Below are 22,942 nucleotides of genomic sequence, written 5' to 3'. Positions count from 1 at the left end.
AGAGTGAAAAGCCAGGGCACAGGCACTGCACAGCTCCGGAGGGACACGTCCCACGGAGCCAGCATGGACCCCATCTCGACACGCAGCAGGACCACCCTCCTCCCCACCACTTACCGCGACACCGCCGCGGAGACGCCGCACCTCGCGCCGAAGCCGGACGCCACCGCGCGCGCGGCCAACACCGTCGACGTCTTCAGCGCGAGCATGCCGAGTGCGCTCGTCGCCAAGGCCAGGACGGTGAGCGCCATCGCCCCCGCCGTCGTCAGCCCGCCCGCGACGAGCATCACGAAGGCGGAGGGCGAGCAGCGTGTGTCCGCCCAGGGCCTGCTGGGGGACATCGGCGACGCCCTCCTGGGGGTGGGTGAGCGGCTCGTGGACGGCGTGTCGGGCGTCGTGACGGGCGTCTACGACTCGGTCGTCGGCACGCTCAAGAACACATGGGAGATGGCGGAGACGTTCGGCAGGGGCATCGCGAACATCTTCACCGGCCGCTTCGGGGAAGGACTGGCGCAGCTTGGGCTCAGCATCCTCAAGGCGGTGCAGACGCCGACGGACGGGCTGCTCCGGCTGGGCGGCAGCGTCCTCAGCGCCATCCAGACGCGGCTCTTCATCGAGCCCGTGGGCCGCAAGCTGACGGGCGAGGAGATGGCCGTGCTCCACGCCGTGTACGGGGACTCCATCGACTACACGAAGATCCAGCTCAAGGAGGGCAACGCTGGGCTGCTCACCGTGGGCGGACGGCCTTTCACCCACGGCGACACCATCTACGTGCCCGAGGGCTGGCTGCCCCTCACCCCGGACACCCTCGTCCACGAGGCCGCCCACGTGTGGCAGCACCAGCACGGGGGCAACGACTACATGAGCGAGGCGCTCATCGCGCAGTTCTTCGGCGACGGCTACAACCTCGGCAAGGCGCTGCGCGAGGGCAAAGCCTGGGAGGAGATGAATCCGGAGCAGCAGGCGGAGATGCTCGAGCAGGCCTACGCGAAGGGCTGCTTCAAGACGCCGCCCGCGCCGTTCATCGTCGACGGCAGGGACTACAGTGCCCAGCTCGCGGCCGCGATGAAGTCCGTCCACGCTGGCCTGGGAGCCCCGTAGCCATGCGTCTCCACCGTGCCCTCCCCCTCGTGCTTCTCCTGGCCCAGGTGTCCCTCCTCACCGCCTGCAAGCCCTGGCTGGACGTGACGCTCGCGTCCAGCAGCGAGCAGCTGCCGGCGCCCGCCTTCGCCGTCGAGGAGCCGTCCCAGGACGGAGGCCTGCCCAGGTACAACGCCATCTACGTCCTGGCTGAGGACGGGACGCAGCTCTGGTTCACCCGCGCCCGGTCCTTCGGCGAGAAGCAGGCTCGTCGCATCGTCTACGGCGAGGTGCCCGAGGGCTTCGAGGTGGTCGACGCCGCGCAGCCCCTAGAGCACGGGAAGCTCTACCGCATCCAGGTGTCCGGCGAAGCGGCCGGCTCGCTGCGCTTCATCGTCGGCATGGATGGAGTCGTCCGGCCCGAGGGGTAGCGGCGCGGCCCTCATCCAGGTAGCCCTGAGCGCCCTACCCGTCAGGGCGCACTCGCGGCCGTGACTTAACTTTCCAGTTTGTCCGTGCTGGCATGTTAATCCATGCCAGCCGTCCCCCACCTTCCGCGCGCCGCGAGCGCCGTCGCCGTCCTCGCCCTCGTGGGATGCGGATCCGCCACCGTCGGCACCGTCGGCAGCCCCGCGTCCGCGAAGTGGGTGAGCCCGTTCGTGTCCACCCCGGACGGCGGCCAGGTGCAGACGACCATCTACTACGGGCCCTGGCAGTGCAGCGTCGCGTTCCTGTCCCGCTGCGAGTCGAAGTGCGCCGCCCAGGGCTACGCGCTCATGGGCTGCATGTGGCTCGCCGACATCAAGGGCGACTGGAAGGGCCGCTTCATGCTGATGCCCGCGGAGGCTGGCGGGCGGCTCGCCATCACCCACTGCTGCTGCGACTACCCCAAGGCGGCGGACCTGACGTGGCGCCGGAACACCTGGAAGAATTCGCGCACCACGTTCCGCGACGAGTGGGGCCGCGAGTTCGGCGGGTGGCCGTCAACGGGCGGCATCAACTGGCAGGGGCACCACATCTTCGACCTGGGGCACGGCGGTGCGCCGCTGGCCCGGGACAACGTCCTCCCGGTGCCCGACGACGTGCACGGCGTGTTCAACCGCGAGTACCCCGCCTGCTACGCGCCGGGTGGCCAATGGCTGAAGCCGGGGCCCGAACGGCCCTACGTGGACTGACGGCCATGCCCATGGACCCACTGCTGGCCGAAGTCTCCCGGCTCCACTTCCCCAACGCACCCGCGACTCCCGCGCAGCTCGCCGCCTTCGAGGCACGTGTCGGCTGGAAGCTGGACGAGGACCTGCGCGCCTTCTACCTGCACTGCGACGGGTGCACGCTCTTCGAGCCCCGAGCCAACGCGCTCTACCGCGTCCTGCCGCTCGCGGAGATCCGCCGTGCGCGCCTGGCCATCCGCGCCAGGGACGAGGACCGGGATGGCGCCCTGTCCGTCTTCACGCTGGTGGACATGCAGGACTCCGACTACGTCGTCGTGGACGTCACCCAGCGCGAGAACGACCGCTACCCGCTGCTCGACGCCTTCCACGAGACGTTTCCCGAGACGGAGCGCATCGCGTCCTCCTTCGAAGAGTTCCTGGAGAAGGCCCTGCGCAGCGGCAACCGGGCGTTCTGGCTGAGCAGCGAGCCTCCAGAGGGCTGAGTGGTTCCGGTTTCGCGCCCTCAGTCGAGGAGGCAAAACCGGAACCGGGCGGGTCAGGCAGCGCGCCGGAGCGCAGCGCCACCCGCCTCCAGCCGGCGCGCGGCGGCCTCACAGTAGCGCTCCTCGAGCTCCACGCCCACCGCCCGGCGCCCGAGCTGCTGCGCGGCCAGGAGAGTCGCCCCGGTGCCGGCGAACGGATCCAGGACGAGGCCTCCCGTCGGGCAGGAGCGCTCGACCAGGTAGGCCAGCAGGTTGACGGGCTTCTCCGTCGGGTGCGTCCGCGCCCGCGCGGGCACCGGCGGGTAGCCCGCGAGCACGGCGCCGTGGCGCTTCCCGGTGAGCGGCCGGCGCTTCGGCCCGGCCCCGTGCAGCACCACCTCGTAGTCCGGGGCGTAGCCGGCCGCGCAGTCGCCCATGCCGCCCCGGGCCTTCCACCACACCAGCGCGCCCTTGATGCGCAGGTGCGCCGACGCCGCGTCGAAGAAGTCCGGCCAGCTCTCCCAGTGGCAGAAGACGTAGGCGTGCATGTCCGGCTTCAGCGCGTGGCCCGCGGAGGTGAGCGCCTGGCGAAAGACGCGCATGCCCTGGCGGGAGCCGTCCGCGCGGATGGCCGCGCCGCTCCTGCCCTTCGCCTCGTAGGCCATCCCGTAGGGCGGGTCGCTGAGGAGCACGTCCACGGATTCGGACGGCAGTCCGAGCAGGTGGTCGCGGCAGTCGCCATGGAACAGGGTGATGGTGTCGGTCTGGAAGTAGGGCTTCACTCTGGGGGCCTCGTGGGACACGTGGCGCGTGGTCGCACCACACGCGCGCGTGGTGCACGGAGGATGCCGCTTCGGATGGCGCATCTTGCAGCGCCGGGGGTAGCTTCGAGCCCATGCCCAGCAAACGCCCGACGACCAATCCGTCCCAGGTCACAATATGGCTCCACCGCTACGAGACGAAGAGCGGCAATCCGACGAATAGCGTCTGCCCCGTAGCGCGGGTGCCCGTTGTAGGGGACCACTTGGTGGTGGAGGTCGGAGGGGTGCACTACCGGGTTGGCCTTGTGATCCTCCTGGCCTATCCAGGTGACCGAACCGAGGATGGTGCGCCCGATGCGAACCTTGCGGCCGAAGTCTGGGCGTACCGCGTCGACACAGACCAGATGTGGGAAAAGTCTGCGGAGGGGGCTCTCGACACGCTGACTGAAGGAGAACTGGAGACCGACGCGGAACGCTCCAAGCTGGACTGACGCGCCCCCCCCACAGTCTCCCGGAGCGGGCCGCAGCACTACAGGCCGAACGTGAGCCAGATGCCCGCGATGGCCATCCGCGAAGCCGAAAGAACGTTTTACGTTTCCTATGCCCAACCACGCCAATCGGCAAAATGTCACCTAACCAGGAGGCCCCAATGACATGGGTAGTCGGCGCAAACGTTGGCTTCGGCACCGTCTTAATGGCATCAGACATTCGCATAATGCTGCCAGACAAGAGCGAGCACGACGCCCTCCATAAAATTTACCCACTAAGCCAAAACATCATTGGAGGATTTGCGGGCTCGGTCGACATCGGACTTGACATTCTCGACCAACTCACTGCGCAATTCCTGATACCAGCGCGAAATGCACAAGAAGGACTCAACGAGAATTCAGTCCGCTGGATTGCCCGCTTCATCAATCGCCATTTCAACCGATACAGCCCGGCGCTCCGAGCACTCAAGGCATCGTTCCTACTTGGCTCATCAAACCCTCAACGCACAAACAAATTCGGCCTTCCCGAGACCAAACTATACGCGTTCCTGAGTTCAAATAAATTTCAACCAGAGGAAGTCCTCCCAGGAGCCGCAAGGTCAATCGGCAGCGGCATAGCGCTAGAGGCGCCAGTCATGGAAACATTAAGAACACGAGATTTCCAAATGCACTGGAACGCCGGCCCAGAAATGCATTCCTTCATACTTGCAACACACCTAAGAGACCGTGTGCTATCAACTCCAATTGTCGGAGTCTCTCCCCAATTCACAATGGGATGGGCAGCCCACGGAAAGCAGTCCTTGTCACTCTGGGCAACATTAGGCACCAAGTCGACCGTGACCCCAGGAGAAACGCTCAAGCTGGCACGAAGCGCCAAGCAGCTCGACAGGATTATCGGCAGAAGAACTGCGCTTGCGGTCGGCTGACCAAGCTCCGTCGCCGAGTCCACGTTTGCGGCACAACACAGGACAGGCGCTCGCCCCAGAACTCAACCCGAGTCACCACAACAACAACCACAGAGGCCCACCCAACTCATTGAGCGAGCCTCTGTGTATCACCAGCCGAATGTGTATCGGATGCCTGCGCCGGCCATCCGCTCGCGCTGGTTGGCCTCCGCGAAGGCGAAGAGGCCCAGGTCCTGCCGGAGCCTCGCCCCACCCTCCAGGCGCGCGTAGGCGCCCGTGAGGGAGGAGGCGCCGGCGGAGGCCTCCAGGTACCCGGTGCGCATCGGCACGTCGCTCAGCACCCGCGACAGCCCCGCGGCGACCGCTACCCGCGGGGCGTCGAAGGGACCGCCGTGGCCGGGGCCAGCCCCGCCGTGCTGCCGATGGCACCCAGCGACTGCGCGGCGGAGATGAACTCCTCCGTGAAGCCGACGACGGGCGCCGTCTTGCTGGCCTTCATCCGGTCCACGGCCGCCTCGATGAGCCCGCCCAGGAAGGTGCCGATGCTGCCGGCGGTGAGCGACAGCACCTCCTGCAGCTCCTTCATCCCATGCTCGCCCAGGCTCTCCTTGAGCTGGGCCAGGGCCTCGGCCTTGAGCTTCGCCAGCTCGGCCGCCGTGAGGATGCCATCGGCGACGGCATCCTCCAGCTTCGGACGCATCGTCACTTCCAGCTCACGGACGATGGCCTCCGTCACCATGGAGGCGCGGGCCCCCACCTGGGCCAGCTTCGAGTCGCCCGCCTGGGCGTTCAGCTTCTTCGTGAGCGCGAGGAGGGCGGCGGCGATGAGGCCCGCCAGCGCGGTGGCCACGACGGGGACGACGGCGACGCCCGCCGCCACCAGCACGGACTGGATGCTCGGCTCCGCGCTGGCGCTGGTGGACGCCTGGGCCAGGGCCACCGGCGCGGCGAGGGCGGCCGCCAGCGTGGCGCCGAGGATGATGCGCTTCTTCATGGTGTTGCTCCTGATGGGGGTTGGACAGCACCACGAAGAAGGGGCGGCTCAGGCGCGCGGCATCCAGTTCCAGTGGCCGGCGACGGGCGCCTCGGTGTCCGCCTGGGGCACGTTGGACGCCGTGAAGGGCAGGAAGCGGGGGGGCTTCACCAGCAGTTCCACCGTGCCGTCCGGATTCACCTCGGTGATGTCAGCCGCGCACGTCACCGCGTCGCGCTGGTAGTGGACGGAGCGGCCGACGGACGGCTTCTGGCCCGGGGGCGCCACCGAGGCGCCCTTCGGCTGGGGAGCGGGCGCGAACATCTTGCGCGCCGCCCTGGCGACCGCGAGCCACCCAGCCTGGACCAGGACGTTGCACTCCACGTAGGGCGGGAGCGCCGCGCCAGTGGCCGCCGACTTCCCTTCCGTCGTGTGCCCGTAGGCCAGGAACAGCGCGGCCGCCGCATCGACCTCCCCGCCGGATGCGGCCTGCATGTCGAGTTCGGCGTTGGTGAGCAGGTGCTGGGGCGGCGTGTACTTCGGCGCATCGGCCATGGGTGTCTCCTGGTGCGGCGGGTGAGCTGCCCCAAGAGGAAGGGCCGACCCTCGCGCGTAGCTCAGCGCCCGCGGCAGCCACAGCTCGCCCTTGGCCCCGTCCAGCCACACGCCGCGCGCGTCCAGGGTGCCGCCCGTCTCCTTCGCGCAGATCCGCATGAAGTCGAAGGCGAGCTCGTAGCCGTCCGGGTGAATGTGGTGCCGGAGCGTGATGGCAACGCGCGCCTTGCGGCAGCACGTCCTGGCCATGTCCTCACGGACGGCGGCGCGGAACGCCTCCAGGGCCTGCTCTCGGGACTCGGATGTCTTCATCGGGAATTCCTCCAGATGCGGCGGGTGAGCTGCACCTGGAGGAAGTGCCGTCCGTTGTCGTTGCCGCGCCGCGTGCCCATGCGCACCTTCCCGCGCGGAGGGAAGCCATGCCCTACAGTCGGATGCCCGTCGTGAAGATGCACCTCACCGCCGCAGCGGCGAGCCTTCACGCGGAGGCGTGCGAGACGGGCGGGAAGCTGCCGGCCAACGTGGAACGCGTCGCCCACCTCGTGGACGATGCGCTGCGCGAGGCGGACCGGGAGGCGACAACGGCCGCGCGCGGACAGCCCCCGGAGGACTGGGCCAGCCCGTGACGCAGCAGCCAGCGCGGATGGTCACACTGGCCCAGGCGCTTGCCGCACAGTCGGCACTGCGGTGGCATGCCCATGTCAGGAGACAAACGGCGGGCGACGGAAGCCCAGCACATCGCTCCGGTACGCGACCCGGGCGAACGCCTTGACCTTGGCGTCCGAGCGCGCGGCGTCCTCCAGGGTGCGCGTCGTGCTACCGCCCCCGGAGGCGCCCACCACCACGCCCGCGCCCACGTGCACCATCACGTGGTCCGGGTCCCCGGCCTTGCCGTACAGCACGAGGTCCCCGGGCTGGAGCTCCTCCACGCGCTCCACCGGCTTGCACGCGTCCCACAGCCGGTCCGTGTTGTGCGTCGTGCGCCAATCGGGCCCGCCCACTTGGTGCAGGCTCCACGTCACCAGCCCGGAGCAGTCGAAGAGGCGGGGGCCATGGGGGTCCGGAAGGCTGCCCTTCGCCCCCCATCGGTACGGGGCACCCACCTGGTTGAGGACGAGCTGGAGGAACAACGCGCGCTGTGTGACGGCTGCCATCGTGCAACTCCGGGGGCGCAGCAAGGAACCGGGTCCGCCGGTGCGCCACACGGCCAGGACCAGAACGGCACACGCGACGAGCACGTGCGCGGCGAAGGGAACAAGGCTCACTGCCGCCGCCGGGACGTGGGCCGGGTGTCATCAGGCTCCACGGCTTGGCGCTGGGTGTGCGGGGTCGGCTCGACGAACCACCGACTACAGTCGCGCAAACCGGCCAGGCCGAGCAGCCCGACAGCGACGCCCACCGCCCACAGTGCCCCTCCCATGCGGGAGTGGCGGTGCTCCTGGGCATCGACGCGCTCGGTGACGACCGGAAGGTCCTCCGCCGTCTTGTCGTGGACCAGCGCCTTCTTCTCCAGGGCGTCGACCCGGGCCGCCGTCTTCTCCAGCGCATCGGCTCGGGCCGCCGCCTTCTCCAGCGCCTCGACCTTCGCGACCAGGCCGGGCACGACGCCGACCGCGGGGGCGTGCTCCATGACCCGGCGGTCCACTTCCGTGACGCGGTCCTCCAGCCTCCGCACCTGCTCGGCGGTCGCCATCCGGTCGCCGACGCCGCGGACCTCGAGCTGCACGTTCTCCATCACGCGGTGCAGGTCCATCGCGATCTGCTGAGCCGCCTTCACGGCCGAGGTCGCGCGCTCGTTCACCGCCTCCTGGTTGGCGGAGAGGCGGGCGATGTCCTCGCGCATGGTGTTGGTGCGGCGGTCGGGGGGCATGCCCGGACAGAAGGGCCGCCGCAGGCCCGCCACCGCACGCAGCCGCCGGACACCCAAGGACCCGTGCCGGCCGGGAAGACGCGCCTACGGGCCGCCAGGAACGCCCCAGCCCCAGAAAAATGGGGGGTCGTCTTTCAGATCTCGCTCTGAATTTCCGGAGGAATCCGTCGCGCAAGATTGCAGCGCGCCGAGCAATCCCGAATTTGTCCTACATTGTCGGTTTCCCACCCCAGGGGGCTGTCGGCGGGCCCGGTGGCACGTTCGCTGCCGCCACGCCGCGTGCCAGCGCCGTCCCTTCTCCCGGGGCATGACCCCTACGTACAAGCACGAGAAGCTGGGCGCCGAGGTGGGTGCCTTGGTGGATGCGAAGCAGGCGGCCTACGGGGACGCGTTCGGCAAGGCCGGACAGGTGTTGAGCGTCCTCTACCCGGACGGCATCCCGCTCGCGAAGCTGAACGATGCGCTCACCGTCGTCCGCATCCTCGACAAGCTCTTCCGGATCGCGACGGACCGGGATGCGCTGGGCGAGTCACCCTGGCAGGACGTCGCCGGATACGCCCTGCTGGCGCTGGAGAGACAGCGCCGCATGAAAGACGGCAGGCAGCAGCCGTAACGTCCTGCACCTGCATCCGCGAGCGCGCGTCCACGGGCCTGCCATGCCGCGCGCCAGCGCCCTACGTGTTCGCGTCCGCCCGCCACGCCGAACGAACGCAAACCGCTTCCCGAACACGGGACCGCAGCACGTCCCCGGGCAGGACCTCCAGCAGCCGCGCCACGAGCCATGCCTTCCCGGCGGAGCGCAGGCCTCGCGCCTCGCCCGCTTCCTCCAGCAGCGCCAGCAGCTCCGCTCGCCAGAGCAGTTGCAGCGTGGCGCCCGGGCTCGGGCTGGGGTTGTCCGTCGCCGGCCGCACGTCCTCCAGCGTGACGCCGTCCGCGCCACTGCGTGCGAGCACCAGCCCCCACCAGCTCGGCACTAGGTCCTGCCCGCGTGCCAGGTGGCGTGCGCCCGCGACGAGGGTGCACCTGTCCAGGACGGCGCTGTAGCAGTGGGCCTGGGCCGGCAGGCGTCGCAGCGTGTCCGCGTCCGCCTTCACCTCGTACCCGTGGAGCCGCGTCGGGCTGAGCGCGGCCAAGTCCACGCGCACCAGCCCGTACTCGAGCCCCAGCTCCGGCAGCACCCGCGCCTCCGGGTACGTGGCCTGGACGAGGCGCACCAGCGGCGGGCGGACATCAGCGTCGTGCATCCCCTACGGAAGGGGCGAGGTTTCAGCTAGTCGCTTGCTGGCGCCTCAGTGCCACGCTGAAGCGAGCGGTAGGCCGCAACCATGGCGTCGAGCAGTAGTTTCTCATCGAGATAGTCGGCCGCTGGCCACTCTTGGGATTGTAAGTGGCTCAGCGCTTCCAAGTTGGCTGCCAGGCCGGAGCGATCCCGCAGGAGTTGAAGTGCCACCACAAGCTCCACGTGCTCCTTCAGCGCCTCCTGCCGAGTGGCGACTCGGCCTTTGTGGATGCCGATGAGCGGGAGGCGAGTGACCGGGTGGGCTTCTGCCATCAGCTTCAGAACCATCTCGCGAAGCTCCGCGCGCTCTTTCTCGGTTGCAGCGGCGAACCCCCGGACCTGGAGTCCATCCGTGAAAGGCGTCGCCCTGTGAAGCAAGTCGGATTGGTCGGCCATAGACGCAGAGGTACCAGGACGGCTGGCCACGCGCACGACTACGAAGCAGCCAACGCCCCTTCCCTGGGGGATGACCAGCTACCCGGGCCGCATGACGGTGACGGACCACGAGGGGCGCGAGGTAGGCGCCCTGGAGCCTGTGGCTCCGTGGCTCGATGGACTCCTGTACGACAGCAGCATCCCCCGGCCGCGGGTTGACGAGGCGGTGGGTCGCCTCCACCTCGGCTGGTACGGATGGGACGCGGACGGACGCGACGCGGAGGCCACGCGATGAAGACGCTCGTCGTGGGCCTCTGGCTGGCGTGGTTCCATGCAGTGACGGCGGCGACCGTCGTGTCCCTGCGCCTCCTGCTGTGGGCATCCGGTGTGCCGGCCGAACTGGGCTGGCGCCTCGCCGTCGCCTTCGTCGCGCTGGGCGCGGGCGTCCTCACCGCAGCGATGCTCACCACCACCGACGCGTTGGAGGAGCAGGCCCGGGCGCTCCTGTCCTGGCACGCGGCGCGGCGCCGCCGACAGGCCATGCCGCACGAGGTGGACGGCCCATGACGTCCTGCACCTGCATCCGCGACCGCGCTCCCATGGACCTGCCGTGCCCGGTGCCGCAGTGCCCGGCCGGCGTGGCACTCCCGCGTGGCTTCCACGAGGACGCCCGCGGCGCACGCTGGGGCCGCTTCCTCGCGCACGTGGTGGGTGAGCTGTCCCGGTGGGCGTGGCAGCCGTGGGAGCCCGCCGAGCCGCGCGGTCCTCGCGCTCCTGGGTGAGCGCTCCGGTCCACGAATTACGAAATTACGAAATCTGTGAAGTCGCCCCTGGGTGAGGGGCCGCCCCTTCTGTCCGGGCATGCCCCCCGTCAGCACCGAGTCCGCCGTCCTCATCCTGGCGTGAGCCAGCTCCTCGTCCCGCTCCTCAACGGGCTGCTGCCACGTCGGCAGTCGAAGCACGAGACCGCCGCAGACAAGGGGCACCATTGGGTTGCGAACATTGGGACCGTGCATGCCCCGCAGAATCGATGTCGCCTTTTAACCTAAACGACTCGCAGCCCGTCCCAATGCTTCAGCGGCACGCAGTAAACTAGCCCGTTCGCACTGAGGATCGAATGAGCCACCAACCGACGGACCAATCCCTCTACACCATCACCTACGAGCCCTTTGCCCGGCTGCATTACCTATCGCTCGATGCGCAGGTCAGGGAGCCATTCGAGCGCTACGTCACTGAGCGCGCAAGGCGGATGGGTGAGACGCATGAGCGCGAAGTGGCTAGTAGCCCCTTTGTCGACTCCGCAATTGAGCGTGCCACGGTCGAAGGATACCGAGTGTTCCTGAACCGGCATTTCGACGAGCGTACCTTGCATGTCTCGAAGATCGAGGCTCAGGGATGTCGATGCATTCTGGATAAGCGCGGAATTGATAATCCCTGCAAGGTAAATATCGTGCCGCAGAATGTACTTGAGGCGATCTTCCGTTCCCTCTCCACTGTTGTGCTTTACCTGGGTCGGAATGGAGCCTCCCTTCCCGTCTCAAAAACGGTATGGAACCGCCTCTCCGAGTTCTTCTCGCATCGAAGCAACCAGGGCCACCTGCTCATCCCTTCAGAACTATTCGGCGGCGCAGAACTGCTTCAAGTCGATGAGAGCAAGGATTGGCATATCGACGTCTGCTCATTCATTGCACTGTATCAGTCAGGAGGATGGGCCGATGCGGTTTCCGACGTTCGGGCAGGACTCAACAGGTAGCAGTCGTGCCGAGCATCAATTTACCGATACCTCGGACGCAGTGTCGCGCCTACTCATGCGCTGATTGCCCTGTTCCGCAGACGCCGAGCCCTAAATGAAACCAAAGAAGTCGAGTCGCAGCAGGAGAATCAGCGTCGCGTGGGAGGAATACGAAAGGCAAGTCAATAGGGTCCTTCAATCCGCAAGACATAAGATGGACGTTCGTATTCTAGGAAAGAGCACACTGAAAACCAGCGCAGATGAAGAATACGAGGTTGACGTTTACGCCGAGTTCGAGCTGTTTGGCGGAGCCAAGATTAAAGTCATCGTGGAGTGTAAGCATTACAATCGACGCGTAGAGCGTGAGCGCGTAATGTCGCTGCATCGGAAGACACAGGAACTGGGTGCCCACAAGGCAATGCTTTTCTCTGTGTCTGGCTTTCAAAAAGGGGCGATTGAATATGCGCGGAAGCATGGGATTGCGCTCGTTCAGTTGACCGATAAGATTGATTATCGGGCTTACCACATTGCCTATGGCCCCCCTTCGTCGACCGCGCGAACAAGATTTTTGGTCTCCGACGACCCTTGCCCTGAGCAAGAGCCAGTGAGACAGCGGCTCACTTGCGAGCTTTGTTTCGCAACCGACGACTTCCTCACCTTCACTGAATACGGCCCTGCCCGGCTCTTCGCGTGGCTGCGTGCCACTACGCCCGCGCCGACAAGGGACGTTGGCCGCTGAGCTAGCAGTATGGGTTGAGCAGCCCTGCCGAGCTGCGCGATGAATGAATCCCTCGGCCGTCCAGTAGAGGGCTCAGGGGCAGCGCACACCATCGCCTGCTCCGAGAAGCCGGCCCTTCTGGAGGGTGTGTCTCTTCCGCGCGGCTACGACCCGAAGAATCCTCCCGGCAAGCCGGCCGGGGAGGCGCGCCCGGGACGAAAGGGGAAGTGGGCGGGGCCCGCCAGCACCCTGACGTACGCCATCCAGACGGAGCTGGTGGCCAGCCTCCGCAAGGGCGCCACGAAGCGCATCGCGGCGGGGCTCGCCGGCACCACCGAGGGCCGGCTGCAGAACTGGCTCCGGCGCGGGCGTGAGGCCATCGAGGCCGGGAAGCGCAGCCGCTACACCGAGTTCGTCCAGGAGGTGGAGAAGGCGGAGGCCTCGTACCAGATGACCCTGGTGGAGGCCTCGACGGACGCCATCACCGACAAGGACATCAACGACAAGGTCATCCGCTGGCGCCTGGCCGTCGCGGCGCCGAAGGACTTCACCGTCCCGCGCGAGGCAGCGGCACCGGCGGGTAACGGGCACGGGCCGCTCTTCGAGTTCATCACCCCGGACGAGGCGCGCTCGAAGCTGGACGAGAAGCTGACGCGTTTCCTGGAGGAGCACGACCAGGAGGCGAAGGCCCTGGCGGAGCCGCCTCTGGAGGCTGACGAGGGCGACGAGGACGAGGGCGATGGTCGCTAGCGCCGCTGTCCTCGAGGAGGGCGAGCGGCTCCTCGAAGGCATCACCGTCATCACATCGGAGACGCACGGGCGCTACTCCAAGGTCCAGCGACTGGCGCTCGAAGCGCGCCGCCGCGCAGGGAAGCCCACCAGCATCGTGGACGCGCTCGCGCTCACCGCGCAGGAGCTGGTCGTCCTCTTCTACGAGTCGGAGTACTCGCTCCGCCCTGTCCAGCGCCCGCCGAGCGACTACCGCACGTTCTTCTTCATGGGCGGGCGCGGTACCGGCAAGACGTTCGCCGGCAGCGCCGCTGTCATCGACGAGGCGCGCACGGACCCGGAAGCCCGCATCCTCATTGTCGGGCCCACCTACTCCGAAATCGTGAAGAACCAGATTGAGGGGACGAGCGGCATCCTCGCCCTCTCCCCGCCCTGGTTCTACCCGCGCCTGGAGAAGTCGAAGCGGCGACTGGTGTGGCCCAACGGCGCGCAGGCCACGTGGCTGCCGGCGAAGAACGCGGACAAGTTCCGCGGGCACCAGTACACCTTCATCTGGGCAGACGAGCCGGTGGCGTGGAAGGGCGATGCCATCGCCGTCTACAAGGAGTGCCGGGCCGTCAACCGGCTGCTCAGCTCGCGCATGCGGAGGCTCGGCCTGTGCGCGCGCATGGTCATCACCACGACGCCAGCGCCGACGCCCCTCTTCCGGGAGATGCTGAGCGACCGCGAGGGCCTCGTGCTCGCGCGCAGCAGCACGCTGGAGAACAAGGAGAACCTGGACCCGGCCTACCTGCGCTACGTGCGCCGGGTGATGAACACGACGGAGGGCAAGCGCGAGTTCCGCGGCGAGCTCTCCTTCTCCATGGACCCGGCGCTGTACCGCCGGGTGAACTGGAACGCGACGCGCGTCGGCACGAAGGCGAAGCCCCGGCCGGCGGAGTTCGACTTCATCGTCGTGTCCGTCGACCCCGCCACCGGGGAGAAGAAGTCGGCGGACCTGCACGGCATCGTCGTGGTGGGCGTGCGCGAGGAGGCGGACGGGTTGGACCACGTCTACGTCCTCCAGGACGCCTCCCTCCAATCGCCGGAGCCCAGCGCCTGGGCGAAGAAGGCCGTCGAGTGCCTCCGGGCGTGGGAGCCGCTCGCGAAGAAGGACGGGCGCGGCCGGCCCAAGGCGTGGATCTTCGCCGAGACGAACACCGGCGGCAGCATGGTGAAGAGCACCATCCGCCAGGTCGCCAAGGTGAAGGTGAAGACGGAGCGCGCCATGCAGTCGAAGGCGGAGCGCGCGGCGCCCGTCTCGGCGATGGCGGAAGCCGGGCTCGTCCACATGGTGGGCAAGCACAAGAAGCTCGAGGAGCAGCTCGGCAAGTTCACCGGCCAGGAGGGCGGCCACGGGCGCGACGACCGCGCGGACGCCTTCGCCTGGCCCATCTACAAGTACGTCTGCAAGAAGAAGAAGAACGCAGGCGCGGCGGAGCGCGGCGTGGCCGCCCCCACGCCCACCGGCGAAGATGGCGACGACGACGACGAGTAGCCCTGACGCTGCGGCGTCCCTACCGTTGCCGAGCGCCGCAGTAGCGCGGCGCGGGGGACACCATGACATCCACGCTGAAGACGACCATTGACGACCATCGCAAGCGCGCCGGGCGCGACTACCACCAAGTACCGGAAGGCAAGTTGCCGCCCAGGCTCTACCCGCGAACTGCGGAGGCCATTGCCAAAGCGAAGGTGGGCCAGAGGTACTGGGAATTTTGGCAAGCGTCGCCCACTGACCACGGAGCGACGGTCGAGACCGTCCTCGTCGAGGAGAACGGGCGCCTACGCGCTTATCAGTGGCTCGGACGGAATGACTTCCGAACCGGGACTTATGTTCGCGAGCACGGAGGCGTCATCGTGCTCGACCCCCAGTACGCGTCGCAGCACCCGGAGGCCGAGAGAGGCGCCAAGCCCTACGTGGACCTGATTGGCGTGCCCGTCACGACCGAGGAGCTGAAGAAGGACGATGAGGAGTAGCGCCCCGACCCTTCTGAGGGGACATGGCCTCCCTCTTCCGCCGCGCCCTCAAGGCCCTGGGCTTCCTGCCCACGCGCCGGGGCCCCCTCGCCACCGGCCTGCCCCTCTTCTCCTTCTCGCCGCGCCGGGGCAGCCGGGAGGTGCTCGCGGCCTACCGGGAGAACGGGTGGCTACGGGCCGTCGTGGACACCGTCGCGGACGCCGTGGCCACCCCCCGGTGGAAGGCCTACAAGCGCGTCGGCGGCACCTACTCCCGAGGGCTGACGGACCCGCGCTGGAAGAGCCTCGACCGCAAGGAGCGGCGCAAGGCCCTGGACGACGCGACCGCCACCGGTGAGCTGGTGGAGCTGCCCGACCACGAGATTCTCCGTCTGCTGGAGCGGCCCCACGGCGACTTCCCGGCGCGCGAGTTGCGGAAGCTGATGCAGCTACACCTCGACCTGGTGGGCGAGACGTTCCTCTGGCTCCGGCTGGGGGCGGATGGAAGGCCTGTGGGCTGGGAGGTGGTGCCGCCCCACTGCGTCCACCAGACGCCGTACCCGGGGAGCCCCTACTTCACCCTCACCTACAACCAGTTCCACGGCTCGGTGCCTGCGGCGCACGTCCTCTGGTTCCGGCACCTCGACCCGGAGAACCCTCACGGGCGCGGCGCCGGCCGCGGGCTCGCCGTGGGCGACCAGCTCGACACGATGGAGGCCATCGACCGGAGCGCGAAGGCCGTCTTCGAGCGCGGGGGCGTCCCGCAGGCCATCGTCGGAATGGACTCCAAGAAGGACGACGTCGACCAGGAGGAGGCCGCCGAGGACCTGGAGAAGCGCTTCAACGAGGCCCACCGCGGGCCCGACAACGCGGGGAAGCTCTGGTTCGCGCCCGCCGGCGTGAGCATCGCCCAGGTGGCGGTGAACTACCGCGAGCTGCAGGCGGAGGAGCTGGCGAAAGGATACCGCTCCTACGTGCGGCAGACGTACAACGTCCCCCCGGAGACGGTGGGCGACCTCACCAGCAGCAACCGCAGCACCTCCGAGGCCGCGAAGTACCACCTCGCGGAGTACGCCGTGGCCCCGCGCCTGGAGTTCCTCTGGTCCTGGCTCCAGCAGGCCCTGGTGCCCCTCATCGACCGGGACGTCATCCTCGACTACGAGGACCCGCGCCCCCAGGAGTGGGAGCGCGTCTTCCGCCTCATGACGACGCCCATCACCGAGGGCTTCTTCTGGAACGAGGTGCGGCGGATGGCCGGCCTCGAGCCGGACCCGGAGCTGGAGGGCGTCCGCGCTCGTCCTCTCCCCGGCGCTGGCGGCGGCAACAACGTGGAGTCCGCCGCGGCGAACGCCACGCCCAACCCGCCCAGGGATCGCAGGGGCGAAGAGGGCCGCGTGTAGCGACAGGGCCGGCCCTTCTTCCTGGGCATGCGCACCCTCTCCATTCGCAGGAAGCTGCTCGACGGCTCCGCCCCCACCACCGGGACGCAGGCTCCGGTGTTCCAGATCACCTCCACGAAGCTGGACCGGCACCGGGACCGTGTCTTGGCGATCAAAGCGGACGGGCCGGAACTGGTGGTGCCCCTCCTGTGGAGCCACGCTTCCTGGGAGCCTGCTCTCGGCACCGCACGCTGCTTTCAGGAGGGCGGCGTGTGGCTGATGGAGGCCCTCTTCGACGAACTCGACGAGCGCTCCAAGATTGTCGCAGCCAAGGTGAAGGCGGGCACGCTCAACGCCTGTTCCATCGGCTTCATCCCCGTGAATGGATACGACCCCGTGCCGAATGCGGAGGGCGGGCTCGACTACCCCCTCGTGCACCTCGTTGAGGGGTCCGTCGTCAACGTGGGAGCGAACGAGGATGCCCTCCGCGTGCGCTCCATGGCTGGGCAGCAGAGCGGCGGCGATGCGGCGCTGGTGGCGGCGCTCAACGCGGTTGCGATGACCCAGACGATCCTGGCGAAGGCCCTCGACGAGCTGACCGCCACGGAGTCGGACGAAGAGGAGGAGGCAGCGCCTGCGCCCACGGAGGAGAAGAACGCGGATGACGAGGCCAAGGAGGAAGCCGCTACGGAGGAGATGACGCCCAAGGCGTTCGCGGCGGCGCTGGTGGCCCACGCCGAAGCCGGCAAGGCGCTGGCGGATGCCTTCCTCGCTACCGAGTCCGATGACGAGGACCTCGTCGCCCTGGCGGAAGGGCTGCGAGACGGCCTGCCCACGGACGTCGAGGAGGCGAAGGCCTGGCTCGCCCGGGCCGAGGAAGAAGACGCCGAGTCAACCGACGATGCGTCGGAATCCGAAGAAGAGGCGGAGGACGCGCCGCTCCCCGAGGAGGAAGCGAAGGCGATGCGGCGCCTCGTGCGCGAGGCGTTCGGCTTCTCCGTCGCGCAGGCCAAGGCGCTCACCGTCCGCGACCTGCGTGCGTACGCCGCGCTCTGCCCGCGCGCCGCGTAGGGCCGGCCCTTCTCTCCCTTCAACCTCTGCCGCAGCCCGGAGTTCCAACCCATGCGCACGACCCCGAATCCGAAGTCTGCTCCTCCCACGCCGGCCGCCCTGCCGCCCATCCCCGCCCACTTCCAGGCCGCCGTGGACGCCGCCGTCATCAAGGGCGTCGAGGCCGCGCTCGCGGCGCGCCCCAACAACCCCCAGGGGCCCGTTGTCACCAACGTGCGTGACCTGCAGCTGGACCTGACGAAGGACTCCCGGCAGGCGCACCTGAACGCCGCGCTGGGCCTGAAGATGAAGCTCGCCTACCTGAAGCAGGCGAAGCACTTCGGGCGCGGCAACGACGAGGCGTTCCAGAAGCTCGACGCCTTCCTCACCCGGGTGAAGGCCGCCGGGCAGTTCGCCGGCATCTTCGAGTCGGGTGGCGCCTTCACGCGTGAGACGGTCACCTCGGAAATCGTGGAGCTCGCGCGGCCGAACTCCATCCTCCTCGGGGCCGGCATCCGGACCATCTCCGGTTATGGCGCCCGCCTCACGATGGGCACCATCGACGAGGGGGTGAAGGTGTACTGGGTCGCCGAAGGCGAGCCCGGAACCCCGTCGACCGTGAAGGACGGCGCGCTCGTGTTGACCGCGCACAAGCTCATGGCTCTCGCGCGGATCTCCAACGACCTGCTGCGCCTGAGTGCCATCGACGCCGCAGCGATCATCGGCGCGGACATGGCCGCTGCCATCGGCCTGGAGATCGACATCACCGGCTTCAAGGGCAAGGGCCCGAAGCGGCCCAACGGCATCCGCCACCAGATGGACCAAGCCGCGCGGACCGCGTCGGCGGGGACGACCGCTACGAACAAGGTCGCCGACACCGATGGAGTCATGGGCTCGGTGGCCAAGGCCCAGATCCCCGGCGGCCTGAAGGCCAACAAGGGCTTCTACTACTCCTCGACGGATACCTTCCTGGCGCTCCGGCAGACCCGCGACAGCGCGGGATGGCTCTTCCCGGACCTGCGCTCCGGCGAGAACCCCACGCTGAACGGGTTCCCCTACCACTACTCGGAGACGCTCGCGGATGACGAGGTGTTGGGCTTCGGCCTCGCCAACCAGCTCATCCTGGGCGAGGCGATGCCCCTGGAGACGGCCATGGGGGAGAACGGGACCGACTTCTCCGCGGACATGGTGACCATGCGCGGCATCACCGAGGTGGACTTCCTGCTGCGCTACCGCAAGGCGTTCGCCGAGAAGACGGGCGTCGGGTACTGAGCGGCTTCGCGCCGCAGAAAGAGAACGAGCAACCCATGATTCCCCAGAACGTGCATGTCGGCGCCTACGTCTCGTGCGCCAACCAGGGCCTGCCGCCCGCTTCCCAGGCTGCTGGAACGCGCAACGGCAGCGCCATCGACGTGTCCAGCTTCCAGTCTGGCGTGCTGGTGGCCAACATCGGCGCCGCCACCGGCACGCCCACCACGCAGACCGTCACCTACTCGCTGGAGTCGAGCGTGGACGGCACCACCGGCTGGACGGCCGTGGTGGACCTGGATGGCAACGCGCTCCAGGTGGCATCTACCGCAGGGGGGAAGGCCGTGGAGCTGGACTTCAACCTCCAGTTGCTGAAAGCGGACCATGCCTTCCTGCGCGTGAAGGAGGTGACGGCCTTCACCGGTGGCACCTCGCCGACGCTCGTCACGGGCGTCTCGCTGGTGCTGGGCGGTGGCCAGCGTCTGCCCGTTTAGCGCGGCACGGACTCCCCCAACGTGCCCGCGGGGCCGGGATGGCAGTTCGCCATCCCGGCCCTTCTTTTTGGGCATGGCCCAGGAAGACTTGCTCACCGCCGCGCAGCTGCCCGCGAACGTCCGCGACGCGGCGGAGCCGGCACGGCTGCCCCTCATCATCAGCGCCGCCTCTCTCGCCCTCGCGGGGCACGTGGGCTACCCGCTGCACCGCCGCACGGGCGTGGTGGAGTCCGTCGCCTGCCAGGGCGGGCGCTACTTCTGGCTGCGCGCCGGGGGCGTGCGCCAGGTGCAACGCGTGGACGTGCGCGGCGTGCAGTTGCCCACCACCGCGTACGCGCTGGAGTCCGCCCTCATGGGGCGCGTGCTGTCGCGCGGGGAGGCGTGGCCCTTCACCGGCACCTACTCCCGGGGCGTCTCCCCCACCCCACTGCACGTGGAGGACACGGGAGAGCTCGTCGTCACCTACGACGCCGGCTGGGTGACGCCCGGGCAGGCGGCCCTGGACGGGACGCTGGTGGTGGACCTGCCGGCGGACCTCCAGTTGGCGGCGCAGATGGTGGTGGCCGCGCTCGTGCACGGGGACGGGGGCGAGGAGGCCGTGTCCGAGTCCATCGGCGGCACCTCCCTGACGCGCGCCACGGACGAGGATGGGCAGCTGCCCACGGTGCCCGCCCGCGCGCGGCGCCTGGTGGCCCGGTACCGCCGTCCGCGCCGTGGGGTGTCGTGATGCTGCTGGGCCACCGCATGAAGCAGCGCTTCAGCCTGGCGAAGCTCCTGTCCACCAACTCACGGGGCGAGGAGGACTTCGCCGAGCCCACCGTGCACGCCTGCCGCTTCGAGGGCAGCACGAAGCGCCTCGTCGCCTCGGACGGCACCGACGCCACGTCCGAAGCCGTCTTCTTCACCCTCGCGAAGGTGGAGCCCGGGGACGCCCTGTGGCTGCCCGGCGACACCCCGGGCGACCTCAACACCCAGCGCCGGCCGCTGCGCGTCACCCCCTGCTTCGACATCCGCGGGCAGTTGGACCACTACGAGGTGTACGTCTGATGGGCGCCGCGCTGAAGGATGTGGAGCTGCACGTGGCCCAGGTGCTGGAGGACGCGGCCCTGGGTGTCTCCCAGACGGCAACGCCGCCCAGCCTCTACATGGGCCCCTGGCCGGTGGCTGCCCCACCGCTGATGGTGGCGGTGCGCGAGGTGAGCGGCGACGCGCCCGAGGACTACATGGGTACGGGCCGCAGCTACCTCCAGCCGGACGTGCAAGTCATCGCGCGCGGCCGCACGTACGCGGACGCCCAGGCCCTGGCCCGCCGGTGCTGGAGCGCGCTGCACCTGGCGGCCGTCCCCGGCTACAGCTCCTGCCGAGCCCAGGGCGCTCCCGCGTACATGGGCCCGGACGGCAACGACAAGCACCGCTTCGCCTTCACCGTCACCCTGGCCTACGCCGGCTGACGCGCGGCGGGCGCCCCTTCTGGGTGCGTATGCCTGTCCGCGTGAAGCTCGACCTCCGCCCCCTCCTGAAGCTGCGCCAGCGCGCACCTGAGGTGCTGCGCGAGTTGGACAAGCCCCTGCGCGCCACCGTCCGCCACGCGTTGGACTTGTCGCAATTCGACGTGCCGCGCGGGGACCGGGACGTTGAGTACGACAAGCACGGGAACGAGAAGCAGCGGACGCGCCCGCTCGCGGACACGGGCTTCATCGACGGGCCCGAGCACCACCTGGACAAGCGCCTCTCCACAGTCTGGGTGGCCGGCTACGCGCACCACGCGGCCGGGGCCATCCACGAGGGCTTCCACTGGGGCGAAGAGATCATCAACCCGCCCCCTCACTTCCTGAAGAAGGCCTTCCGCCGCTCGCGCGCCGTGGGCCGCAAGGGTGTGAAGCAGGCCCTCGAGCAGGCGCTGAAGAAGATGTTCCCCTCGAAGTAGCGAAAGGCATGGCCATGGCTGACCCGGAAGTCCTCTACGCGCAGAAGGTCCACTTCACCCTCCTGCCCACCACCCCGCTCGTCACCCTCGAAGAGGCGGAGGTCGACCCCGAGCCCGTCGCCACCGAGCTGGACGGCATCACGGAGTGCTCCGTCTCCGAGGCGGCCGACAGCGTGGACACGAACTACTACGGCAGCGACGGGTACAAGAAGAACGCCGCCACCCTCACCGGGTTGACCATCAGCCTCAGTGGGCACCGCATCCGTGACAACGCGGCGCAGAACGCGTTGGAGGGGCAGCTCCGGAAGCTCGGCTACCTGCACGTCATCCGCGACGCGGAGGCAACGGTGGGCCAGCGAGGCAAGCGCTACGCGGTGCGCGTCATGACCTTCGACTCCGGAGGCCCGTCCTCCGACGTGGACAAGCTCACCGTCAGCCTCACCGGCCAGGGCGCGCCCGTCGCGCTGTAGCCGCCCCTTCTTCACCTCGCAGCCGTCCACCTCTGGAGAAGTCAGACATGAGCAACGCCGCCCCTGTGTTTCGCAAGCCCCTCGGCATGCCCCGGAAGTTCCACAAGCGCATCACCATCGACGGCGCCGAGTACGACCTCTGCCACCCGACGACGGGTGACAAGGCGGACGTCGTGGCGTTGAGTCAGAAGGCAGGCGACATCAACGAGCAACGCGAGCCCATGGGCATTGACGGTGGCCTGCGCTTCCTGGGGCGTGCGGCCTGCGCCTGCCTCTACTACCCCGGCGGTGCTCGCCGCGTCTTCGACGTGCGCGAGGATGCGGACGCGGTGAAGAACGAGCCCTGGCTCGACGAGCACCAGGCCGACGTCCTCGCGGCCTTCGGTGGCCCGACGGTGCAGGAGGCGCGGGGAAACTCCGAAGCCACCCCGAGCTGAACGTCATCTACGGGGTGGCGAAGATGATGGGCCGGCCGCCCGAGGAAGTGCGCGGCTGGCTTTGGGATGACGCCGTGTACCTGCTGGCCTACTGCGAGCAGGAGAACGAGGAGATGAAGACGCGCCTCCCGACACCCGGCGCCGCGCCTCCCGCCCGGGGCCCTGCCTCGGGGAGCACCACCACCACCGTCTACCGCTTCGCTCCCACGCCGAAGCGGTAGGCGGCCTGCCTCCGGAGTCCTGTCATGGCTTTGAAAGTGGGCGACCTCTACGTCGCCGTCACCGCGAGCATCGGCGAAGCGCTCGTCAGCCTGGGCAAGTTGGTGAAGAGCGTCGAGCGGGCCGCCAAGCAGGTGAAGGAGGCGGCGGAGCCCATCGGCAACATCGGCGCCGTGGTGGCCGCCGGCATCGCTGCGGCGGTGGCGGCGTCCGCCGAGTCCAACGCGGCGATGAAGGAGCAGACCGAGCGCATCAAGGACCTGCTCATCACGCTCGCCGCCGAGCTGGGGGACCTCTTCGCGCCCCTCGTGAAGAAGGTGGCGAACGTCATCGAGCAGGTGGTGGCCAAGCTCCAATCCCTCTCACCGGCCACGAAGCGCGCGGGCGCGAGCATCGCCGCGTGGGTGGCCGGCGTGGGCCTGGGCGTGGGCGCCGTCGGGAAGCTGGCGGGCGCGATGGAGGGGATGACCAAGGGCATGGCGCTCGTGCTGGAGACGAGCAAGAAAGTGCTGCCGGCTTTCACCTACCTGGGCGAGGGCGCGGGCAAAGCCTTCCAGTCCATCCAGGCGCTGTCGAAGGTGGACATCGGGAAGTCCCTGGCGGGCATGAAGTCGGGCCTGGGCGGGCT

The 22,942-nt window shown here is 68.7% G+C and carries 36 protein-coding genes; 28 read left to right on the top strand and 8 right to left on the bottom strand.

Annotated elements, in window-relative coordinates; genetic code table 11:
• Window positions 1-63: 63 nt before the first annotated feature.
• The 4 genes from D7X74_RS07685 (at window position 64) to D7X74_RS07670 (ending at window position 2,731) form a co-directional block, all read left to right on the top strand.
• A complete protein-coding gene (locus D7X74_RS07685; protein ID WP_120532272.1) occupies window positions 64-1,098 on the top strand; it encodes a hypothetical protein in 1,035 nt (344 codons plus the stop codon).
• A gap of 2 nt (window positions 1,099-1,100) precedes the next feature.
• Window positions 1,101-1,508 (top strand): hypothetical protein, encoded by a 408-nt coding sequence (locus D7X74_RS07680; protein ID WP_120532271.1) that lies wholly within the window; start codon window positions 1,101-1,103, stop codon window positions 1,506-1,508.
• Window positions 1,509-1,610: 102 nt separating this feature from the next.
• Entirely contained in the window at window positions 1,611-2,252 is a 642-nt protein-coding gene (locus tag D7X74_RS07675; protein ID WP_120532270.1) for a hypothetical protein, read from the top strand.
• A gap of 5 nt (window positions 2,253-2,257) precedes the next feature.
• Complete coding sequence (locus tag D7X74_RS07670; protein ID WP_120532269.1) at window positions 2,258-2,731, top strand: SMI1/KNR4 family protein; 474 nt, start codon at window positions 2,258-2,260, stop codon at window positions 2,729-2,731.
• Between the two features lie 53 nt (window positions 2,732-2,784).
• On the opposite strand, the gene D7X74_RS07665 is transcribed toward D7X74_RS07670, so the two are convergent.
• Window positions 2,785-3,492, bottom strand: a complete 708-nt coding sequence (locus tag D7X74_RS07665) for a DNA methyltransferase (RefSeq protein WP_120532268.1) — start codon at window positions 3,490-3,492, stop codon at window positions 2,785-2,787.
• A gap of 263 nt (window positions 3,493-3,755) precedes the next feature.
• Here D7X74_RS07665 and D7X74_RS07660 point away from each other — a divergent pair, with 263 nt between their 5' ends.
• Together D7X74_RS07660 and D7X74_RS42615 are read left to right on the top strand one after the other, a co-directional pair.
• Window positions 3,756-3,962 (top strand): hypothetical protein, encoded by a 207-nt coding sequence (locus tag D7X74_RS07660; RefSeq protein WP_120532267.1) that lies wholly within the window; start codon window positions 3,756-3,758, stop codon window positions 3,960-3,962.
• Window positions 3,963-4,120: 158 nt separating this feature from the next.
• The gene (locus tag D7X74_RS42615) at window positions 4,121-4,885 is read left to right on the top strand and encodes a hypothetical protein (RefSeq protein ID WP_147446499.1); all 765 of its coding nucleotides are present in this window, start codon (window positions 4,121-4,123) and stop codon (window positions 4,883-4,885) included.
• Window positions 4,886-5,013: 128 nt separating this feature from the next.
• On the opposite strand, the gene D7X74_RS07655 is transcribed toward D7X74_RS42615, so the two are convergent.
• From D7X74_RS07655 to D7X74_RS07645, 3 genes are read right to left on the bottom strand one after another with little or no spacing between them, the layout of a single operon-like run.
• A complete protein-coding gene (locus tag D7X74_RS07655) occupies window positions 5,014-5,187 on the bottom strand; it encodes a hypothetical protein (protein WP_233602012.1) in 174 nt (57 codons plus the stop codon).
• 41 nt (window positions 5,188-5,228) lie between these two features.
• Entirely contained in the window at window positions 5,229-5,858 is a 630-nt protein-coding gene (locus D7X74_RS07650) for a hypothetical protein (protein WP_120532265.1), read from the bottom strand.
• 48 nt (window positions 5,859-5,906) lie between these two features.
• The gene (locus D7X74_RS07645; RefSeq protein ID WP_120532264.1) at window positions 5,907-6,704 is read right to left on the bottom strand and encodes a hypothetical protein; all 798 of its coding nucleotides are present in this window, start codon (window positions 6,702-6,704) and stop codon (window positions 5,907-5,909) included.
• Between the two features lie 107 nt (window positions 6,705-6,811).
• Here D7X74_RS07645 and D7X74_RS07640 point away from each other — a divergent pair, with 107 nt between their 5' ends.
• Window positions 6,812-7,018: a hypothetical protein gene (locus tag D7X74_RS07640; RefSeq protein ID WP_147446498.1), complete on the top strand. Its 207-nt coding sequence runs from the start codon at window positions 6,812-6,814 to the stop codon at window positions 7,016-7,018.
• 75 nt (window positions 7,019-7,093) lie between these two features.
• Here the strand turns inward: D7X74_RS07640 and D7X74_RS07635 are convergent, their stop codons facing one another.
• Both D7X74_RS07635 and D7X74_RS07630 read right to left on the bottom strand, forming a co-directional pair.
• Window positions 7,094-7,546, bottom strand: a complete 453-nt coding sequence (locus D7X74_RS07635) for a C40 family peptidase (RefSeq protein ID WP_120532262.1) — start codon at window positions 7,544-7,546, stop codon at window positions 7,094-7,096.
• A gap of 107 nt (window positions 7,547-7,653) precedes the next feature.
• Entirely contained in the window at window positions 7,654-8,235 is a 582-nt protein-coding gene (locus D7X74_RS07630) for a hypothetical protein (RefSeq protein ID WP_147446497.1), read from the bottom strand.
• A gap of 334 nt (window positions 8,236-8,569) precedes the next feature.
• Here D7X74_RS07630 and D7X74_RS07625 point away from each other — a divergent pair, with 334 nt between their 5' ends.
• A complete protein-coding gene (locus tag D7X74_RS07625; protein WP_120532260.1) occupies window positions 8,570-8,875 on the top strand; it encodes a hypothetical protein in 306 nt (101 codons plus the stop codon).
• A 61-nt stretch (window positions 8,876-8,936) separates the two neighbouring features.
• On the opposite strand, the gene D7X74_RS07620 is transcribed toward D7X74_RS07625, so the two are convergent.
• Together D7X74_RS07620 and D7X74_RS07615 are read right to left on the bottom strand one after the other, a co-directional pair.
• A complete protein-coding gene (locus D7X74_RS07620) occupies window positions 8,937-9,506 on the bottom strand; it encodes a sce7726 family protein (RefSeq protein WP_147446496.1) in 570 nt (189 codons plus the stop codon).
• Window positions 9,507-9,532: 26 nt separating this feature from the next.
• Window positions 9,533-9,829 (bottom strand): hypothetical protein, encoded by a 297-nt coding sequence (locus tag D7X74_RS07615; RefSeq protein ID WP_147446495.1) that lies wholly within the window; start codon window positions 9,827-9,829, stop codon window positions 9,533-9,535.
• Between the two features lie 178 nt (window positions 9,830-10,007).
• Here D7X74_RS07615 and D7X74_RS42950 point away from each other — a divergent pair, with 178 nt between their 5' ends.
• The 20 genes from D7X74_RS42950 to D7X74_RS07520 all read left to right on the top strand — a co-directional run.
• Complete coding sequence (locus D7X74_RS42950; protein ID WP_120532258.1) at window positions 10,008-10,211, top strand: hypothetical protein; 204 nt, start codon at window positions 10,008-10,010, stop codon at window positions 10,209-10,211.
• The gene (locus D7X74_RS07605) at window positions 10,208-10,483 is read left to right on the top strand and encodes a hypothetical protein (RefSeq protein WP_120532257.1); all 276 of its coding nucleotides are present in this window, start codon (window positions 10,208-10,210) and stop codon (window positions 10,481-10,483) included. Before D7X74_RS42950 ends, D7X74_RS07605 begins: the two co-directional genes overlap by 4 nt.
• A complete protein-coding gene (locus tag D7X74_RS07600; RefSeq protein ID WP_120532256.1) occupies window positions 10,480-10,698 on the top strand; it encodes a hypothetical protein in 219 nt (72 codons plus the stop codon). The genes D7X74_RS07605 and D7X74_RS07600 overlap by 4 nt, the downstream gene beginning before the upstream one ends.
• Before the next feature lie 335 nt (window positions 10,699-11,033).
• Window positions 11,034-11,669, top strand: a complete 636-nt coding sequence (locus D7X74_RS42610) for a hypothetical protein (RefSeq protein ID WP_147446494.1) — start codon at window positions 11,034-11,036, stop codon at window positions 11,667-11,669.
• Window positions 11,670-11,763: 94 nt separating this feature from the next.
• A complete protein-coding gene (locus D7X74_RS07595; protein ID WP_120532255.1) occupies window positions 11,764-12,387 on the top strand; it encodes a restriction endonuclease in 624 nt (207 codons plus the stop codon).
• A 126-nt stretch (window positions 12,388-12,513) separates the two neighbouring features.
• The gene (locus D7X74_RS07590; RefSeq protein ID WP_120532254.1) at window positions 12,514-13,116 is read left to right on the top strand and encodes a hypothetical protein; all 603 of its coding nucleotides are present in this window, start codon (window positions 12,514-12,516) and stop codon (window positions 13,114-13,116) included.
• Window positions 13,106-14,632 (top strand): terminase large subunit domain-containing protein, encoded by a 1,527-nt coding sequence (locus D7X74_RS07585; RefSeq protein ID WP_120532253.1) that lies wholly within the window; start codon window positions 13,106-13,108, stop codon window positions 14,630-14,632. The genes D7X74_RS07590 and D7X74_RS07585 overlap by 11 nt, the downstream gene beginning before the upstream one ends.
• A 62-nt stretch (window positions 14,633-14,694) precedes the next feature.
• On the top strand, window positions 14,695-15,111 hold the full coding sequence (locus D7X74_RS07580; RefSeq protein WP_120532252.1) for a hypothetical protein: 417 nt from the start codon (window positions 14,695-14,697) through the stop codon (window positions 15,109-15,111).
• Between the two features lie 23 nt (window positions 15,112-15,134).
• On the top strand, window positions 15,135-16,490 hold the full coding sequence (locus D7X74_RS07575) for a phage portal protein (protein WP_120532251.1): 1,356 nt from the start codon (window positions 15,135-15,137) through the stop codon (window positions 16,488-16,490).
• A gap of 27 nt (window positions 16,491-16,517) precedes the next feature.
• The gene (locus D7X74_RS07570) at window positions 16,518-17,540 is read left to right on the top strand and encodes a primosomal replication protein N (protein ID WP_120532250.1); all 1,023 of its coding nucleotides are present in this window, start codon (window positions 16,518-16,520) and stop codon (window positions 17,538-17,540) included.
• Between the two features lie 51 nt (window positions 17,541-17,591).
• Window positions 17,592-18,791, top strand: coding sequence for a phage major capsid protein (locus tag D7X74_RS07565; protein WP_120532249.1), 1,200 nt, complete (start codon window positions 17,592-17,594; stop codon window positions 18,789-18,791).
• A 35-nt stretch (window positions 18,792-18,826) separates the two neighbouring features.
• Window positions 18,827-19,261, top strand: a complete 435-nt coding sequence (locus tag D7X74_RS07560) for a hypothetical protein (RefSeq protein ID WP_120532248.1) — start codon at window positions 18,827-18,829, stop codon at window positions 19,259-19,261.
• Window positions 19,262-19,334: 73 nt separating this feature from the next.
• Window positions 19,335-19,988: a hypothetical protein gene (locus D7X74_RS07555; protein ID WP_120532247.1), complete on the top strand. Its 654-nt coding sequence runs from the start codon at window positions 19,335-19,337 to the stop codon at window positions 19,986-19,988.
• Window positions 19,988-20,308 (top strand): hypothetical protein, encoded by a 321-nt coding sequence (locus D7X74_RS07550; protein ID WP_120532246.1) that lies wholly within the window; start codon window positions 19,988-19,990, stop codon window positions 20,306-20,308. Before D7X74_RS07555 ends, D7X74_RS07550 begins: the two co-directional genes overlap by 1 nt.
• Window positions 20,308-20,712 (top strand): minor capsid protein, encoded by a 405-nt coding sequence (locus D7X74_RS07545; RefSeq protein WP_120532245.1) that lies wholly within the window; start codon window positions 20,308-20,310, stop codon window positions 20,710-20,712. The genes D7X74_RS07550 and D7X74_RS07545 overlap by 1 nt, the downstream gene beginning before the upstream one ends.
• Before the next feature lie 41 nt (window positions 20,713-20,753).
• Window positions 20,754-21,188, top strand: coding sequence for a hypothetical protein (locus D7X74_RS07540; RefSeq protein ID WP_233602010.1), 435 nt, complete (start codon window positions 20,754-20,756; stop codon window positions 21,186-21,188).
• A 14-nt stretch (window positions 21,189-21,202) separates the two neighbouring features.
• Window positions 21,203-21,658, top strand: a complete 456-nt coding sequence (locus tag D7X74_RS07535) for a phage tail tube protein (RefSeq protein WP_233602009.1) — start codon at window positions 21,203-21,205, stop codon at window positions 21,656-21,658.
• Between the two features lie 47 nt (window positions 21,659-21,705).
• Window positions 21,706-22,095 carry a phage tail protein gene (locus D7X74_RS07530; protein ID WP_120532242.1) on the top strand — a complete coding sequence of 130 codons (390 nt, stop codon included), beginning with the start codon at window positions 21,706-21,708 and terminating at the stop codon, window positions 22,093-22,095.
• Between the two features lie 14 nt (window positions 22,096-22,109).
• Window positions 22,110-22,316 (top strand): hypothetical protein, encoded by a 207-nt coding sequence (locus D7X74_RS07525; RefSeq protein ID WP_120532241.1) that lies wholly within the window; start codon window positions 22,110-22,112, stop codon window positions 22,314-22,316.
• 24 nt (window positions 22,317-22,340) lie between these two features.
• Window positions 22,341-22,942 (top strand): hypothetical protein (locus D7X74_RS07520; RefSeq protein ID WP_370450725.1); only part of this gene is annotated, 602 nt, incomplete at its 3' end.

It is taken from the genome of Corallococcus sp. CA047B, assembly GCF_003612065.1.
GTDB lineage: Bacteria > Myxococcota > Myxococcia > Myxococcales > Myxococcaceae > Corallococcus > Corallococcus praedator.
This window is presented reverse-complemented; position numbering and strand designations above follow the sequence as displayed.

What these genes read in the sequence shown, in the direction of transcription:
- D7X74_RS07585 (WP_120532253.1), top strand. Translation starts at nt 13,106, where the DNA reads ATGGTCGCTAGCGCCGCTGTCCTCGAGGAGGGCGAGCGGCTCCTCGAA.
- D7X74_RS42615 (WP_147446499.1), top strand. Translation starts at nt 4,121, where the DNA reads ATGACATGGGTAGTCGGCGCAAACGTTGGCTTCGGCACCGTCTTAATG.
- D7X74_RS07605 (WP_120532257.1), top strand. Translation starts at nt 10,208, where the DNA reads ATGAAGACGCTCGTCGTGGGCCTCTGGCTGGCGTGGTTCCATGCAGTG.
- D7X74_RS42950 (WP_120532258.1), top strand. Translation starts at nt 10,008, where the DNA reads ATGACCAGCTACCCGGGCCGCATGACGGTGACGGACCACGAGGGGCGC.
- D7X74_RS07565 (WP_120532249.1), top strand. Translation starts at nt 17,592, where the DNA reads ATGCGCACGACCCCGAATCCGAAGTCTGCTCCTCCCACGCCGGCCGCC.
- D7X74_RS07680 (WP_120532271.1), top strand. Translation starts at nt 1,101, where the DNA reads ATGCGTCTCCACCGTGCCCTCCCCCTCGTGCTTCTCCTGGCCCAGGTG.
- D7X74_RS07535 (WP_233602009.1), top strand. Translation starts at nt 21,203, where the DNA reads ATGGCTGACCCGGAAGTCCTCTACGCGCAGAAGGTCCACTTCACCCTC.
- D7X74_RS07670 (WP_120532269.1), top strand. Translation starts at nt 2,258, where the DNA reads ATGCCCATGGACCCACTGCTGGCCGAAGTCTCCCGGCTCCACTTCCCC.
- D7X74_RS07640 (WP_147446498.1), top strand. Translation starts at nt 6,812, where the DNA reads ATGCCCTACAGTCGGATGCCCGTCGTGAAGATGCACCTCACCGCCGCA.
- D7X74_RS07530 (WP_120532242.1), top strand. Translation starts at nt 21,706, where the DNA reads ATGAGCAACGCCGCCCCTGTGTTTCGCAAGCCCCTCGGCATGCCCCGG.
- D7X74_RS07545 (WP_120532245.1), top strand. Translation starts at nt 20,308, where the DNA reads ATGGGCGCCGCGCTGAAGGATGTGGAGCTGCACGTGGCCCAGGTGCTG.
- D7X74_RS07635 (WP_120532262.1), bottom strand. Translation starts at nt 7,546, where the DNA reads ATGGCAGCCGTCACACAGCGCGCGTTGTTCCTCCAGCTCGTCCTCAAC.
- D7X74_RS07595 (WP_120532255.1), top strand. Translation starts at nt 11,764, where the DNA reads ATGAAACCAAAGAAGTCGAGTCGCAGCAGGAGAATCAGCGTCGCGTGG.
- D7X74_RS42610 (WP_147446494.1), top strand. Translation starts at nt 11,034, where the DNA reads ATGAGCCACCAACCGACGGACCAATCCCTCTACACCATCACCTACGAG.
- D7X74_RS07615 (WP_147446495.1), bottom strand. Translation starts at nt 9,829, where the DNA reads ATGGTTCTGAAGCTGATGGCAGAAGCCCACCCGGTCACTCGCCTCCCG.
- D7X74_RS07575 (WP_120532251.1), top strand. Translation starts at nt 15,135, where the DNA reads ATGGCCTCCCTCTTCCGCCGCGCCCTCAAGGCCCTGGGCTTCCTGCCC.
- D7X74_RS07625 (WP_120532260.1), top strand. Translation starts at nt 8,570, where the DNA reads ATGACCCCTACGTACAAGCACGAGAAGCTGGGCGCCGAGGTGGGTGCC.
- D7X74_RS07655 (WP_233602012.1), bottom strand. Translation starts at nt 5,187, where the DNA reads ATGCGCACCGGGTACCTGGAGGCCTCCGCCGGCGCCTCCTCCCTCACG.
- D7X74_RS07685 (WP_120532272.1), top strand. Translation starts at nt 64, where the DNA reads ATGGACCCCATCTCGACACGCAGCAGGACCACCCTCCTCCCCACCACT.
- D7X74_RS07675 (WP_120532270.1), top strand. Translation starts at nt 1,611, where the DNA reads ATGCCAGCCGTCCCCCACCTTCCGCGCGCCGCGAGCGCCGTCGCCGTC.
- D7X74_RS07650 (WP_120532265.1), bottom strand. Translation starts at nt 5,858, where the DNA reads ATGAAGAAGCGCATCATCCTCGGCGCCACGCTGGCGGCCGCCCTCGCC.
- D7X74_RS07550 (WP_120532246.1), top strand. Translation starts at nt 19,988, where the DNA reads ATGCTGCTGGGCCACCGCATGAAGCAGCGCTTCAGCCTGGCGAAGCTC.
- D7X74_RS07620 (WP_147446496.1), bottom strand. Translation starts at nt 9,506, where the DNA reads ATGCACGACGCTGATGTCCGCCCGCCGCTGGTGCGCCTCGTCCAGGCC.
- D7X74_RS07555 (WP_120532247.1), top strand. Translation starts at nt 19,335, where the DNA reads ATGGCCCAGGAAGACTTGCTCACCGCCGCGCAGCTGCCCGCGAACGTC.
- D7X74_RS07560 (WP_120532248.1), top strand. Translation starts at nt 18,827, where the DNA reads ATGATTCCCCAGAACGTGCATGTCGGCGCCTACGTCTCGTGCGCCAAC.
- D7X74_RS07570 (WP_120532250.1), top strand. Translation starts at nt 16,518, where the DNA reads ATGCGCACCCTCTCCATTCGCAGGAAGCTGCTCGACGGCTCCGCCCCC.
- D7X74_RS07630 (WP_147446497.1), bottom strand. Translation starts at nt 8,235, where the DNA reads ATGCGCGAGGACATCGCCCGCCTCTCCGCCAACCAGGAGGCGGTGAAC.
- D7X74_RS07580 (WP_120532252.1), top strand. Translation starts at nt 14,695, where the DNA reads ATGACATCCACGCTGAAGACGACCATTGACGACCATCGCAAGCGCGCC.
- D7X74_RS07645 (WP_120532264.1), bottom strand. Translation starts at nt 6,704, where the DNA reads ATGAAGACATCCGAGTCCCGAGAGCAGGCCCTGGAGGCGTTCCGCGCC.
- D7X74_RS07600 (WP_120532256.1), top strand. Translation starts at nt 10,480, where the DNA reads ATGACGTCCTGCACCTGCATCCGCGACCGCGCTCCCATGGACCTGCCG.